This window comes from Halorubrum sp. Ea8, assembly GCF_002252925.1.
In the GTDB taxonomy this organism is placed as follows: domain Archaea; phylum Halobacteriota; class Halobacteria; order Halobacteriales; family Haloferacaceae; genus Halorubrum.
Genome location: NZ_NHPF01000068.1, coordinates 1 through 12,500 on the forward strand (window position 1 = coordinate 1; position 12,500 = coordinate 12,500).

Sequence of the window (12,500 nt, forward strand, 5' to 3'; positions counted from 1 at the left end):
CCCGGCTCGCCGAGGCGGGTCGCCGCGACGAGCCCGGCGAGCCCGCCGCCGACGACGGTGGCGTCTCCGTCCATACGCCCGATTCGGGTCGAGAGCTTATAAGCGGCGGCGAGTCGGACGCGACCCGGCGAGTGCCGACCGGCGAGTCGCGCCGGCGGGGCGGGAACCGGGCCGTCGCGCGCTCCGGACCGCGTCGGTCACACCGCGCGTCGGTCACACCGCCAGCCGGACGTCCGGTTCCGCGGTGAACGAATCCACGCACCGGTCACAGAGCCGCAGGTCGAGCTCTCTGGAGCCGGAGTCCGCCTCGAAGACGAGCGAAACGCGGCCGAAGGCGGGAGCGCCGCAGTGGGTGCATCGCCCCGCCCGCGCGTCGGGACCCGGCTCCGACCCCGACGGGTCTCGACCGCTCATGTGCACCGGGCGCGGCCGCCTGCCCTCTCGGCTGACGGTCGCGGTCCTTCGGTAATCGAAGCTCGTGTGATCGACCTCCGTCGCGGTCCCGACCCGGAAGTCGTCGTCTCGTTCGCGATCGCGGCGGCTCCCGCGGTCGCGGTCGATATGGCAGATGGCCGCCAAGTCATCAGTGCTCGTTGATCTGTCGCGGAGTCGAATCAAACCGTACCCTGTCGGTGGCTTTCACGTACAAGCCGCTTTTATATACTTAATTAGCCGCGATTCCGACGCGCGTCCGGGAGGTCCAACGCGTCGTGGACGACGTTTCGCACCCCGCGCCGGACGCGCTCCGAGGCGGCCTGTTGGGTGATCCCGAGAGCCGCTCCGATCTCCTCTAAACTCGCGTCGCGCGGAACGTCGAAGTAGCCCCGCTCCGCGGCGGCGGAGAGCGCTTCGCGCTGCTCCGGCGTCCAGGGCTTCGACCCCCGGTCGGACCGTTGTTCCAGCTCGTAGATGCTGTCGATCCTGAACTCCGTGATGTCGTTGTCGGCGAGGTACTGGTAGAACTCGGCGACGTTCTGATGGTCGGGAAACCGGAGCCGCAGCCGCCAGAAGTCGTTCGTGCTCTTGCCTTCGAGCACCGCGCCGTCGGCGTCGACGATGCCTTTGACGACGTCGAGCTCGTCGGTCACCCACTCGACGCGGTAGAGGCGCTGGCGTTCCTCGGCGCCGTCGATCAGCAGCTCGTCGAGCACGGCGACCGAACGCGTCTTGTCGCTGGCCTCTAGCGACTCGGTGAGCGAGTCCAACGTCGCCGACTCCCCGGTGACCCACACGTACGGTATCACGCGGTCGCCGGTCGGAACGATGCGTTCGAGCTCGGCCTCCAGCGCGAGGTCGGCGACGAAGCCGCCGAGCTCGAAGCGGTCGACCGAGATGCCGAAGTCGACGAGGATGGTCATAGAACATGTTTCTAATACAATAGTTTATATGTTCCTCTCAGCAACAGTCACGGATCGGTACGGATCGGATCCGACCGACGGACCGCAGAGACCGGCTCCGAATCGGCGACGTCGCGCCCGTCCGCGCGTCGAGTGAGAAGCGATTAGTCGCCGCCGCCGCAAGGGTGCGTATGGAGTCGACGGAGACGACGACGGCGTTCCGCGGGCTGAAGAGTCGCGCGTCTGGCCGCGTTCACGAGACCGCGGACCCGACGGCGGTGTCGGCCGAGGAGCAGGCGCGCGGGCTCGACCCCGCCTACGACTACGACGCGGTCGACCCGGAGGCGCTGTTGGGGTCGCCCGAGGACGGCCCGGCGGGCGCAGGGCGCGGCCACTGGCGCTTCGACGCGCTGCTCCCGTTCCCGGCCGAGACGGCGATCTCGGCCGGCGAGGGCGCGACGCCGCTCGTCCCGACCGATCGGCTCGCCGACGAGCTCGACGTCGATTCGGTGTACGTCAAAGACGAGGGGCGGAACCCCACGGGGACCGTGCTCGACCGCGGCCTCTCGGTCGCGCTCACCGCGGTCGCGGCGCGGGCGGCCGAGGGCGCCGACGTCGAACCGCTCGCGTGCGCGAGCCCGGGCAACGCCGGGCAGTCGATGGCGGCGTACGCGGGCCGGGCCGACCTGCGCTCGTACGCGTTCGTCCCCTCGCGGTGCGCGTTCTCGAACAAGGCGATGACGAACGTCCACGGCGGCGACATGCGCGTGGTCGGCGGCCGGTTCCCCGCGGCGGCCGCGGCGGTCGACGAGCAGCTGGAGACCGACTACACCGACCTCGGCGAGTTCGCGACGCCGTACCGCCACGACGGCGCCAAGACGCTCGCGTTCGAGCTGGTCGCCGATCTCGGCGACGCGCCCGACGTCGTGGTCGTCCCGACTGGCTCCGGCGAAGTGATCGCGGCCGTTTATAAAGGGTTCACCGAGCTGGAGCGGATCGGCGCGGTCGACGCGGTCCCGCGACTCGTCGCCGCGCAGGCGGCGGGCTGCGCGCCGATCGCGGCGGCGGTCGAGCGCGGCCTCGACGAACCGGAGCCGTGGGAGACGCCCGACACGATCTGCGGCGAGCTGGAGATCGCCGACCCCGCGGGCGGCGCGGCCGCGGTCGAGGCGGTCACGGAGAGCGGCGGGACGGCGGTCGGCGTCGAGGACGAGGACGTGCTCGCGAGCGCGGTCGCCGTCGCCCAGAATGAGGTCATGGAGATGGGCGCTACCGGCGGCGCCGCGCCCGCCGGCGCCTGGGCGCTCAAGGAGGACGGATTCTTCGACGGCGACGAGACGGTCGTGCTGGTCAACAGCGACGCCGGGCTCAAGACGCCTGACGTGCTGCGCAGCCACCTGATGGGACAGGGTATCTGAGCGCGGGGGCGGCGAGCGCGGCCGGCTGGCCTCCACGCGCCGCCGCGGTCGCCGACGTCGGCCGGGGAACCGTTTTTACGTCGGCCCCCGTACATGAGAGTATGTACGTCCGCGACGCCAAAAACCGTGACGAGGCGTGGTTACTGGACGCGATCGAGCGGCTCGGGCTCGACGACGTCGCCTTCCGTTCGCGGGACTACGTGATCGCGGTCGACCAGGAGTCGGGCGACCGAGCCGGGTTCGGTCGGCTCCGGCTCCACCGCGGCGACGAGGGCGAGGAGAACCGGATCGAGCTCACCGGGATCGGCGTGCTCCCCGAGTGGCGCGGTCGTGGCGTCGGCGCGCACGTGGTCGAGCGCCTCGTCGACACCGCGGCCGCGGACGGGTTCGAGACGGTGTACGTCCTCACCGATCAGCCCGCCTACCTGACCCAGTTCGGCTTCGAGGAGGTCGACACCGACGAGCTCCCGCCGGCGCTCTCCGACCGGCTCGACGAGAAGCGAGAGTTCCTCGGCGGCGGCGTCGTCGGCCTGCGGCTCCCGGTCGACGCGTTCGAGATGCCGGACCGCTTCCGCGAGGCGTTCAAGGAGGCCGAGCCGGCGGAGTCGGCCGACGGCGACGAGACGGAGTCCCCCGAGGACTTCGGGATCGATCCCGAGTCGGCGACGTATAAGTACGACACCGGGCGGTGATCCGCGTCGAGGGCGCACCCGGAGCGCGGCCGCGACCCCGACCGCTTATCGCCCCGCCGGCCGACGACCGGATATGGACCTGATCGAGGCCGCGCGCGACGCGCTCGACGACGCGCACGTCCCGTACTCCGAGTACCGCGTCGGCGCCGCGCTCCGAACCGCCGACGGGACCGTCTACACCGGCTGTAACATCGAGAACGCGAACTACTCCAACAGCCTCCACGCCGAGGAGGTCGCGCTCGCGGAGGCGGTGAAGAACGGCCACCGCGAGTTCGACCGGATCGCCGTCACGTCCGGGGTGCGAGACGGCGTCACCCCCTGCGGGATGTGCCGGCAGACGCTCGCGGAGTTCGCGGCCGACCACCTCGTCGTCGTCTGCGACGAGGGCGACGGCGAGACGAGCGCGTACACGCTCGGCGAGCTGCTCCCGAACACGATCTCGGAGGGAACGCTCGACGACGCGAGGGACGTCTGAGGGCGGAGAGGAGGCCGAGCCGCCGGGCGGCGGATCGCGAGACGGAACTACTTTTAAACGGCTCGCCGAAGGGCGGAGACATGACCGACGAAAGCGAGACCTCCGCCGACGGCGCCGCCGGCGGCGACGGCGCCGCGGGCGACAGCGAGGACCCCAACGACGAGGCCGGCTACCACGTCGAGGTGGGGCCAGACGACGTCGCCGACGCCGTGCTCCTCCCCGGCAACCCCGAGCGCGTCGACAAGGTCACGACGCTGTGGGACGACCACGACGAGGTCGCGCACCACCGCGAGTACCGCACCGCGACGGGCAGCTACGACGGCGCGCCGATCTCGGTGACGTCGACGGGGATCGGCTCGCCGTCGGCCGCCATCGCCGTCGAGGAGCTCGCCCGGGTGGGCGTGGACACGTTCATTCGAGTCGGCTCCTGCGGCGCGATCCAGCCCGGGATGGACGTCGGCGACCTCGTGATCACGACCGGTGCGGTCCGGCAGGAGGGGACGAGCGACGAGTACGTCCGCGAGGACTACCCGGCCGCCGCCGACGGGGAGGTCGTCTCGGCGCTCGTCGCCGCCGCGGAGCGGCTGGGCCACGACTACCACACCGGCGTGACGATGAGCGCCGACTCCTTCTACGCCGGCCAGGGCCGTCCCGGCTTCGAGGGGTTCGAGGCCGCCGGCTCAGACGAGCTGGTCGCCGAGTTGCGGGACGCGAACGTGAAGAACATCGAGATGGAGGCGTCGGCGATCCTCACGATCGCGAACGTGTACGGGCTCCGCGCCGGCGCGGTCTGTTCGGTGTACGCGAACCGCGTGACCGGCGAGTTCCGCACGGAAGGCGAGTCGCGAGCGGCCGAGACCGCGAGCCTCGCCGTGAAGCTCCTCGCGCGTATGGACGAGGTCAAGCGGGAGGCGAGCGCCGACCGCTGGCACGCCGGGCTCTCGCTGTAGACCGGAAAGCAGTCCCCCGGTCTCGTCGCCCTCACGGACGTTCCAAAGCGACTTTACCCGCGCACTGCGGAACGATAGGCATGAGTACACAGGTCGTCGTCGTCGGCTCCGGCTACGCCGGGGCGGGTGCGGTGAAGGCGTTCGAAGACGAGGTCGGCGAAGGCGAGGCGGAGCTCACGTGGGTCTCGGAGCACGACTACCATCTCGTTCTCCACGAGGTCCACCGGGCCATCCGCAACCCCTCGGTCGCGGACAAGATCACCATCCCGGTCGACGAGATCAAATCGCCCGAGTCGGAGTTCGTGCAGGGGCGGGTCGTCAACGTCGACACCGACGAGCGCGTCGTCGAGACGGACGACGGGACGACCGTCGACTACGACTACCTGCTGCTCGGCGTCGGCTCCACGACCGCCTTCTTCGGCATCGACGGCCTGAAAGAGCACTCCCACCAGCTCAAGAGCCTCGACGACGCGAAGGCGATCCACGAGGACGTGCGGTCGGCCGCGGCCGAGGCGACCCGGTCCGACCCCGTCGAGGTCATCGTCGGCGGTGCCGGGCTCTCCGGTATCCAGACCGCGGGCGAGATCGCGGAGTACCGCGACAAGCACCGCGCCCCCATCAACATCACGCTCGTCGAGGGGCTCGACGAGGTCTTCCCCGGAAACGACGCCCAGCTTCAGGGCGCGCTCCGCCAGCGGCTGGAGGACGCCGACGTGGAGATCCTCACCGGCGACTTCATCTCGAAGGCCGACGAGGACGCGGTCTACCTCGGCGGCGGCGGGGACGAGGAGGCCGAGGAGCTCGCCCACGACGTCTTAGTCTGGACCGGCGGGATCACGGGCCAGCCGGAGCTGGAGAACGTCGAGGTCGAGAAGGACGAGCGCTCCAACCGGGTCCACGCCGCCTCCGACTTCACCACCAGCGACGACCGCGTGTTCGCCATCGGCGACACCGCCCTCGTCGAGCAGGGCGACGACGACGTGGCGCCGCCGACCGCGCAGGCCGCCTGGCAGGCCGCCGAGGTCGCCGGCGAGAACCTCGCGCGGGCCGCCCGCGGCGCGCCCCTCCAGTCGTGGGAGCACTCGGACAAGGGGACCGTCATCTCCGTCGGCGAGAAGGCGGTCGCTCACGACGTGGTCGGGATGCCGATCAAGACGTTCGGCGGCACCCCGGCGAAGCTGCTGAAGAAGTCCATCGCGGTGCGGTGGATCTCGAAGGTCTCCTCGCCCGGGCGCGGCGTGAGCGCGTTCGGCGACATGTAGGCTCGGCGGTCACGACGTAGGCCCGGCGGTCACGACGTAGGCTCGGCGGTCACGACACCGGTCGAAGCGGCTTTTCGCGGTCACCGGCTTTCGACTTCGACAGCGGCGGCGCTCTGGCCGTCGGCGGGTCGAGTGTGAGAGCGGAAGAGAGGTGTCGCCGGCGAGACCGTTGATTTCGGCGGTCGTCAGTGCTCGGCGGGCTCGTCGGGGGCGCGCATGTCGTCGATGCGGAGGATGAGGATGTTCGCGGTGTCGTCTTTCCCGTCGACGGTTCCGTCGATGACGAGCTTCGAGAGCGGCGTGGGGCCGACGGTGACTGAGTCGCCCTCGTGGAAGCTCCGGACGGAGCCCTGGACGTGGATCTCGGCGCGGCAGAGCTCGGGGTGGTGAACGCTGGAGAGGTCGATCCCGTCGACGTTGACGCCCGTTACCTCCTCGCCCTCGTGGAAGATCGGGACGTCGGCCGGCTCGTCCATGCGCTGGATGTCGAGCGCCTCGTACGCGTTCGAGGTTGGCTTGTAGCCGCCCTTCGGACCGGGGACGCCCTCGACCAGCTGGAGCGCTTTCAGGCTCTGCATCTGGTTGCGGATCGTGCCGGGGTTGCGGTCGACTTCCTCGGCGATCGCCTCGCCCTTGACGGCGTCTTCCTGTTCCCCGTACAGGTTGATGAGGGCCGTGAGGATGCTTTTCTGACTCGACGTGAGCTCGATCGATGACATGGTCGCGAATAGATTGCGGCACCGCTTAAATGCGATGGAAGCCCATTATAAACGATCGTGCGAGATCCGCCGATCCGCGCCGTCGACGGCTACGATCCATACGTCGACGGCTACGATCCGTACGTCGACGGCTACGACCCGTACCGTCTGCGCAGCCGGACGTACGCGAGCGGGCTCGAGAGCGCGACGACGACGCCGACCCCGATCAGGGCCAGTCCGAGGTCGCTCACGAACAGGGCGATCCCGGCGCCGACGAGGCCGATCACCGCCCCGGTGAAGGCCACGGCGATCATGCCGCCGATCGGTTCGATGTCGCTGCCGCTGACGTCGGCGGGGTCGAACTCGGGAGGTGGCTCGTCGGCGGCGTCGCTTCCGGCGTCGTCCTCGTCGGCGGCGGCGGAACTGCCGTCGCCCTCGTCGACAGCGCCGGAACCGCCGTCGGTGCCGCTCATACCCGACGATCGGGACGCGGCGACAAAACCGTGTGCGATCGCGTCCGGCGGTCGGTCCGGCTGGACCCCCGCCATTCAAGCGCCGGGACGCCGCGTCCACTGGTATGACCACCGTCAGGATCATCGGCGCGCCGACCGACTACGGGGCGAACCGACGCGGCGTGGACATGGGACCGTCGGCCATCCGGTACGGCGGGCTCGCCGACCAACTCGCGAGCGCGGGCGTCGAGACCGTCGACGCCGGCGACCTCGCGGTCCCGCGCGCGGAGGAGCGCGACCCGGACGCGGACGCCCCGAGCGGGGGGAAAGCGAAGTTCCTCGGGGAGACGGCCGACGTCTGCCGGCGCCTCGCGGACGAAGTGGGCGGAACGCTCGCCGACGGCGCCGTCCCGCTCGCGCTCGGCGGCGACCACTCGATCGCCATCGGGTCGCTCGCGGGGTCCGCGCGCGACGCCGACATCGGGGCCGTGTGGTTCGACGCTCACGCCGATCTCAACACGCCCTCGACGACCCCCTCGGGCAACGTCCACGGGATGCCGCTCGCGGCCGCGCTCGGCTTCGACGAGTTCGCGGGGTCGGAGTGGGCGAACGCGCCCGGGCTCACCCCGGAGAACGTCGCGCTCGTCGGGCTCCGCTCCGTCGACGAGTCGGAGGTCGAGGTCATCCGCGAGCACGGCTTCGCGGCGTACACGATGTCCGACATCGACGAGCGCGGGATCACCGACGTCACCGAGGAGGCGATGGCGACCGCGGGCGACGGCGTCGACGGCGTCCACGTCAGCCTCGACCTCGACTGGCTCGATCCCAACGAGGCGCCCGGGGTCGGGACGCCGGTCCGCGGCGGGGTGACCTACCGTGAGGCCCACAGCGCGATGGAGATCGTCGACGAGGCCGGCAGCCTCCGGTCGATGGAGCTCGTCGAGGTGAACCCGACGCTGGACCAGCACAACGAGACGGCCGAGCTCGCGACGGAGCTGGCGGCGAGCGCGTTCGGGAAGCGGGTGTTGTAAGGAGTGACCCGCGGCGGTCAGACCCCGCGGTCCAGCTCGTCGACGACGCGCTGGAGGTCGGCCTCGCGCTCGATCTCCCGTTTGATCTCCTCGCGGCGACGGACGGCCGCGGAGTCGGCGTCGTAGGCGCGGACGAACTCGGCGCGGGTGTGCTCGTCGAACGCGTGTCGGATCGCGAAGTAGCCGTCCGGGACGATCGTGCCGCACACCTTGCACTCGTGGCGCTGGTGGCCGTCGGTCTGGTGGACGATGGCCGACTCAACGTCGTCGAAGGCGGCGTCACAGCCGTCGATTCCGCACGTCCAGCGGGGCATGTGTTCCCGTCGCTCCCGCGGGGGATTAACCGTTTCCCCCGGCGGCGACGGGTCGTCGGCGCCGCCCGGGAGCGTCGGCGTCGGACGCGCTCGCTGTACCCCGCGCCGGAACCGGATCCGCTCGCCGTCGAACGATACCCCTTTGCTCGGGGACGCATATCGTGCATTCGTGACCCGATCGAGAACGCGCGTCGACGCCCACGTGAAGGTGCTCGACGACGACGTCGTGGCCCTCGCGAAGGAGCGGGGGATCGACGCGCTCGTGTACGCGCCACACTTCACCCGGCTCCGGACGGTCCAAGAGCGCGCGGGTCGGTACGCCGACGACGACCTGACGATCGTCCCGGCTCGCGAGGTGTTCACCGGCGACTGGGGGAACCGCCGGCACCTCCTCGTCCTCGGGCTGGAGGAGCCGGTTCCCGACTACATCACCTTCGAGGCGGCGATGGCCGAGTTCGAGCGGCAGGACGCCGTCGTGCTCGTCCCCCACCCCGGCTTCGCCACCATCTCGCTGACTCGGCCGGAGATCGCGGCGCACGCCGAGCGGCTCGCCGCGGTGGAGACGTACAACACCAAGCTCCTCCCGCACCAGAACGGCCGGACGCGACGGATCGCGGAGGTGACCGATCAGCCCGGGTTCGGCTCCTCGTACGCGCACCTCCCCGGCACCGTCGGCGAGGCGTGGACCGAATTCGAGGGCGACTTCGACGACGCCGACGCGGTCGTCGACGCCTTCCGACAAGAGCGTCCCCGGACAGTGGTCCACCGCGGCGGGGTCCGCCACCAGCTCCGCGGGCTCCTCGAGTTCGCGCACCTCGGCTACGAGAACACCTGGGAGAAGCTCGACCGGCTGTTCCTCTCCGGCGACGAGCCGACCCTGCCGACGAACGTCGTGTACGAGGGTCGGTTCAACGACGTGAGCGTCTACTCCGGGACGCTCTCGGACTACCGACCGAAGTGACGCGGCCGCCGTTCCGCGATCGCAGAGAAGTGAGACGCCTCAGACGCCGAGCCCCGCCGCCGCCTCCGAGGCGGCCGCCGAGAGATCGAGGTCGAGCGTCACGACGTAGGTGTGGAGCGCCCAGAACGCCGCCAACTCCAGCGCCGTGATGACGACGGTGACGAGGTCGGCGTACTTGCTGCTCGTCGTCACGCCGGAGGGGAGGCCGTACTCCGTGTCCGACAGCGGGTGGAACAGCGCGATCCCCCGGCGGCTCCCGACGACGTCGAGGAGGTAGTGGGTCAACACGCCGATCCAGACGTACTGGAGGTTCCCGAAGACGATCGGGTACGCGACGAAGACGGCGAGCACCGGGAGGCTGTGGAGGGTCTTCCGGTGGCGACCGAACGCGGTGTCGACGTCGGGGAACAGCGCCCCCAGCACGATCGGCACGGTGATCTGGGCGGTGGTCCGCGCCGTGGCCATGTCGAGCCCGGGCTCGATGACGAAGCCGAGTCCGAGCGCGAGCAGCAAGGCGTTGAGGACGTGGCCGCGTTTGTTCATACCACCGGGTGGCTGGGGCCGTAAGTGAAACCTCCGGATTCGGGCGACCGGCGGAGGGCGGTCCAGCCGGTCGCGCGAGCGCGCCGTCCGTTTGACTCGGGCGCGCCGCCGGTCGAAAGAGCCACGGCGGACGCCGCCCAGCGGTCGGTATGGAGTACGAGGAGCCGAAGTTCTTCCACGTGATGCAGTACGCGGCCGCGGCCGACCGCGACGTCATCGACATGGTGAGCGGCAACCCCGACTGGGAGCCGCCCGCCGCGCTGCGGGAGGCGCTCCGCGAGTACGCCGACCTCCCTCCGGACGCCTTCCAGTACCCGCCGAGCGAGGGCCTGCTGGAGCTCCGGGAGGCGATCGCCGAGCGGCGGAGCGTCGACGTCGACCGCGTCGTCGTCACGAACGGGACCGGCGAGGCGAACTATCTCGCGATGGCGCGCGCGTTCGATCGGGACGCCGGCGACGAGGCCGTCCTCCTCGATCCGGTCTACCCGTACTACCCCGGGAAGGTGGACATGCTCGGCGGCGAGGCGGCGCTCGTCCCGACCGAGCGCGACGGCGGCCTCGACGTCGCGGCGATCCGCGAGGCCGCGAGCGCGGACACCGCGCTGATCGTTTTGAACACGCCGAACAACCCCACGGGAGCCGTGTACGACCTCGACGCGGTTCGCGAGGTCGTCGAGATCGCGCACGCGGTAGACGCCCTCGTCCTCGTCGACGAGGTGTACGACCACTTCGACCAGACCGGCCGCTTCGAGTCGGCGCTGACGCTGGACTCCGACCGCGTGATCGTCACCAGCGGCTTCTCGAAGTCGATGGCGGTCACGGGCTTCAGAGTGGGGTACGGGATACTCCCGGCGGGCCACGTCGGCGACGCGAAGACGCGGCACATGCTCGTGAACGTCGCGGGCCCCCGGCCGTCGCAGTACGCGGTCCACCACGCGCTCGCGGAGACGCCGCCCGAGTACTACGCGGAGGCCCGCGAGCTGCTGGCGGACCGGGCGGACGCGTTCACCGACGCGCTCGACGCGGCCGGCGCGGAGTACAGCCGCCCCGAGGGCGCCTTCTACGTGCTGGCGCGCTTCGAGGGCTTCCCCGGGACGATGGCGAACGTGAAGCGGTTAGTCGACGAGGCCGGCGTCGCCGGGATGCCCGGCGAGGCGTTCGGCAGCGCGCGCGACGAGTGGATCCGGTTCGCCCTCGTCACCCCCCGCGCCGTGGAGGCCGCGGAGCGGCTGGCGGACTACTTCGGAGACTGATCCGCGGCGGATCGCGGTCGGCGCGTGCCTGCGAGGCCGCCTGGCGGCCGAGCAGCACGCGCGAGGGAGTCAGTCGCCCGGAGCGACGCGGAGGGCGACTGACGAGGCTGGGGAGGTTGAGGTGCGGGACGGTGCGGACGGGTGGGATTCAAAGGGGCAGGCGCGAGGCGGGCGGAGGCGACGCAAGCACCGTAAGGAGTGAGCGCAGCGAACGACTGAGGAGCGCAGCGAGCGTGCGCCCGCCTCGCGCCTGGGGCTTTGGCGGTGTTCTCCGTCGATCCCCGACCAGCGATTCAGTAACGTTCAACCGAAACGTACCGAACCGCGTCTAGCCGAAGTTCTCGATCTTCGCGGCGTCCGCGTCGCCGCCGGCGGCGTCGATTGCGGCCTCGGCGTCGGCCACCAAATCGGCGAAGCCGTACACGAAGACGGTCTCGCCGTCGACGCCCGTCAGCGCCTCGGCGACCGCGTCGTCGAGTTCCTCGTCGGCGTCGAGGAGGTGGATCGCGGCGCCGCGCTCCTTCAGCCGGTCCAGGCGGTCCGCGTGCGACACGTCGTCGTCGCGGTAGACGACCGCGGCCTCCGCGCCGTCGTCGAGCGCGCGCTCCGCGATGGCGACCGCCGGGCCGACGCCCGGGCCGCCCGCGATCACGACCGCTCGCGGCTCGCCGTCGTAGTGCTGGTCGCCGAACGGGCCCGAGAGCGTCATCTCCGTGCCCGCCTCCGCGTCGGCGAGGAACGCGGAGAACTCGCCGCCCTCCTCGGGATCGATGCCGACCGTGACCTCGAAGCTGTCCCCGACCGTGGGCGACGAGAGGGTGTAGAAGCGGGCGACCGACTCGCCGTCGATCTCGGTGCCGAGCCTGACGAACTGACCGGGTTCGGCGGCGAACCCGTCCGGCGCGTCGAACCGGAGGGCGTACGTGTCGCGGCCGACCGCCTCGACCGCGCTGACCGTCGCTGTCGTGTCCATACGACAGATCCGGTCGGCGGACACAAACGTGTTCCCGTCCGCGTCGGTGTTGCCCGCGTCTGAGACGACCGGCCGGTGACGGGCGCTCGGGATTCGACGAACGTCGAAAACCGACTGCGACGCAGAGGGTCGATCGTGAGG

Annotated in this window: 15 protein-coding genes; 8 read left to right on the forward strand and 7 right to left on the reverse strand. The window is 70.8% G+C overall.

Annotation, left to right across the window (positions count from 1 at the left end; genetic code table 11):
* Positions 1-213: 213 nt before the first annotated feature.
* Positions 214-414 (reverse strand): hypothetical protein, encoded by a 201-nt coding sequence (locus DJ74_RS18605; protein ID WP_141212023.1) that lies wholly within the window; start codon positions 412-414, stop codon positions 214-216.
* A gap of 254 nt (positions 415-668) precedes the next feature.
* On the reverse strand, positions 669-1,358 hold the full coding sequence (locus DJ74_RS05660) for a helix-turn-helix domain-containing protein (protein ID WP_094524589.1): 690 nt from the start codon (positions 1,356-1,358) through the stop codon (positions 669-671).
* A gap of 170 nt (positions 1,359-1,528) precedes the next feature.
* Between DJ74_RS05660 and DJ74_RS05665 the strand changes: the two genes are divergently transcribed.
* The 5 genes from DJ74_RS05665 (at position 1,529) to DJ74_RS05685 (ending at position 6,134) form a co-directional block, all read left to right on the forward strand.
* Positions 1,529-2,755 (forward strand): pyridoxal-phosphate dependent enzyme, encoded by a 1,227-nt coding sequence (locus DJ74_RS05665; protein ID WP_094526632.1) that lies wholly within the window; start codon positions 1,529-1,531, stop codon positions 2,753-2,755.
* A 101-nt stretch (positions 2,756-2,856) separates the two neighbouring features.
* A complete protein-coding gene (locus DJ74_RS05670; RefSeq protein WP_094524591.1) occupies positions 2,857-3,447 on the forward strand; it encodes a GNAT family N-acetyltransferase in 591 nt (196 codons plus the stop codon).
* 73 nt (positions 3,448-3,520) lie between these two features.
* The gene (gene cdd, locus DJ74_RS05675) at positions 3,521-3,922 is read left to right on the forward strand and encodes a cytidine deaminase (RefSeq protein WP_094526633.1); all 402 of its coding nucleotides are present in this window, start codon (positions 3,521-3,523) and stop codon (positions 3,920-3,922) included.
* A gap of 80 nt (positions 3,923-4,002) precedes the next feature.
* Complete coding sequence (locus DJ74_RS05680; RefSeq protein ID WP_094526634.1) at positions 4,003-4,872, forward strand: nucleoside phosphorylase; 870 nt, start codon at positions 4,003-4,005, stop codon at positions 4,870-4,872.
* A gap of 80 nt (positions 4,873-4,952) precedes the next feature.
* Positions 4,953-6,134, forward strand: coding sequence for an NAD(P)/FAD-dependent oxidoreductase (locus tag DJ74_RS05685; RefSeq protein WP_094526635.1), 1,182 nt, complete (start codon positions 4,953-4,955; stop codon positions 6,132-6,134).
* A 185-nt stretch (positions 6,135-6,319) separates the two neighbouring features.
* Here DJ74_RS05685 and DJ74_RS05690 read toward each other — a convergent pair whose 3' ends face one another.
* Together DJ74_RS05690 and DJ74_RS05695 are read right to left on the reverse strand one after the other, a co-directional pair.
* The gene (locus tag DJ74_RS05690) at positions 6,320-6,853 is read right to left on the reverse strand and encodes an Rrf2 family transcriptional regulator (RefSeq protein ID WP_094525408.1); all 534 of its coding nucleotides are present in this window, start codon (positions 6,851-6,853) and stop codon (positions 6,320-6,322) included.
* A 131-nt stretch (positions 6,854-6,984) separates the two neighbouring features.
* Positions 6,985-7,305, reverse strand: coding sequence for a hypothetical protein (locus DJ74_RS05695; protein WP_094526636.1), 321 nt, complete (start codon positions 7,303-7,305; stop codon positions 6,985-6,987).
* Positions 7,306-7,409: 104 nt separating this feature from the next.
* Here DJ74_RS05695 and rocF point away from each other — a divergent pair, with 104 nt between their 5' ends.
* The gene (gene rocF / locus DJ74_RS05700; protein ID WP_094525406.1) at positions 7,410-8,315 is read left to right on the forward strand and encodes an arginase; all 906 of its coding nucleotides are present in this window, start codon (positions 7,410-7,412) and stop codon (positions 8,313-8,315) included.
* 17 nt (positions 8,316-8,332) lie between these two features.
* Here the strand turns inward: rocF and DJ74_RS05705 are convergent, their stop codons facing one another.
* Complete coding sequence (locus DJ74_RS05705; RefSeq protein ID WP_092561897.1) at positions 8,333-8,629, reverse strand: hypothetical protein; 297 nt, start codon at positions 8,627-8,629, stop codon at positions 8,333-8,335.
* A 169-nt stretch (positions 8,630-8,798) separates the two neighbouring features.
* On the opposite strand from DJ74_RS05705, the gene DJ74_RS05710 reads away from it, so the two are divergent.
* Positions 8,799-9,590, forward strand: coding sequence for a PHP-associated domain-containing protein (locus tag DJ74_RS05710; protein ID WP_241881348.1), 792 nt, complete (start codon positions 8,799-8,801; stop codon positions 9,588-9,590).
* A 39-nt stretch (positions 9,591-9,629) separates the two neighbouring features.
* Here the strand turns inward: DJ74_RS05710 and DJ74_RS05715 are convergent, their stop codons facing one another.
* A complete protein-coding gene (locus DJ74_RS05715; RefSeq protein ID WP_094525404.1) occupies positions 9,630-10,133 on the reverse strand; it encodes a metal-dependent hydrolase in 504 nt (167 codons plus the stop codon).
* A 149-nt stretch (positions 10,134-10,282) separates the two neighbouring features.
* On the opposite strand from DJ74_RS05715, the gene DJ74_RS05720 reads away from it, so the two are divergent.
* A complete protein-coding gene (locus DJ74_RS05720) occupies positions 10,283-11,386 on the forward strand; it encodes a pyridoxal phosphate-dependent aminotransferase (RefSeq protein ID WP_094526637.1) in 1,104 nt (367 codons plus the stop codon).
* A 328-nt stretch (positions 11,387-11,714) separates the two neighbouring features.
* Here the strand turns inward: DJ74_RS05720 and DJ74_RS05725 are convergent, their stop codons facing one another.
* Positions 11,715-12,359, reverse strand: a complete 645-nt coding sequence (locus DJ74_RS05725; protein ID WP_094526638.1) for an FAD-dependent oxidoreductase — start codon at positions 12,357-12,359, stop codon at positions 11,715-11,717.
* Positions 12,360-12,500 lie beyond the last annotated feature (141 nt).

Coding starts and splice junctions, on each gene's coding strand:
- rocF (WP_094525406.1), top strand. CDS start 7,410: ATGACCACCGTCAGGATCATCGGCGCGCCGACCGACTACGGGGCGAAC.
- DJ74_RS18605 (WP_141212023.1), bottom strand. CDS start 414: ATGAGCGGTCGAGACCCGTCGGGGTCGGAGCCGGGTCCCGACGCGCGG.
- DJ74_RS05705 (WP_092561897.1), bottom strand. CDS start 8,629: ATGCCCCGCTGGACGTGCGGAATCGACGGCTGTGACGCCGCCTTCGAC.
- DJ74_RS05715 (WP_094525404.1), bottom strand. CDS start 10,133: ATGAACAAACGCGGCCACGTCCTCAACGCCTTGCTGCTCGCGCTCGGA.
- DJ74_RS05660 (WP_094524589.1), bottom strand. CDS start 1,358: ATGACCATCCTCGTCGACTTCGGCATCTCGGTCGACCGCTTCGAGCTC.
- DJ74_RS05665 (WP_094526632.1), top strand. CDS start 1,529: ATGGAGTCGACGGAGACGACGACGGCGTTCCGCGGGCTGAAGAGTCGC.
- DJ74_RS05670 (WP_094524591.1), top strand. CDS start 2,857: ATGTACGTCCGCGACGCCAAAAACCGTGACGAGGCGTGGTTACTGGAC.
- DJ74_RS05685 (WP_094526635.1), top strand. CDS start 4,953: ATGAGTACACAGGTCGTCGTCGTCGGCTCCGGCTACGCCGGGGCGGGT.
- DJ74_RS05690 (WP_094525408.1), bottom strand. CDS start 6,853: ATGTCATCGATCGAGCTCACGTCGAGTCAGAAAAGCATCCTCACGGCC.
- DJ74_RS05720 (WP_094526637.1), top strand. CDS start 10,283: ATGGAGTACGAGGAGCCGAAGTTCTTCCACGTGATGCAGTACGCGGCC.
- DJ74_RS05680 (WP_094526634.1), top strand. CDS start 4,003: ATGACCGACGAAAGCGAGACCTCCGCCGACGGCGCCGCCGGCGGCGAC.
- cdd (WP_094526633.1), top strand. CDS start 3,521: ATGGACCTGATCGAGGCCGCGCGCGACGCGCTCGACGACGCGCACGTC.
- DJ74_RS05695 (WP_094526636.1), bottom strand. CDS start 7,305: ATGAGCGGCACCGACGGCGGTTCCGGCGCTGTCGACGAGGGCGACGGC.
- DJ74_RS05725 (WP_094526638.1), bottom strand. CDS start 12,359: ATGGACACGACAGCGACGGTCAGCGCGGTCGAGGCGGTCGGCCGCGAC.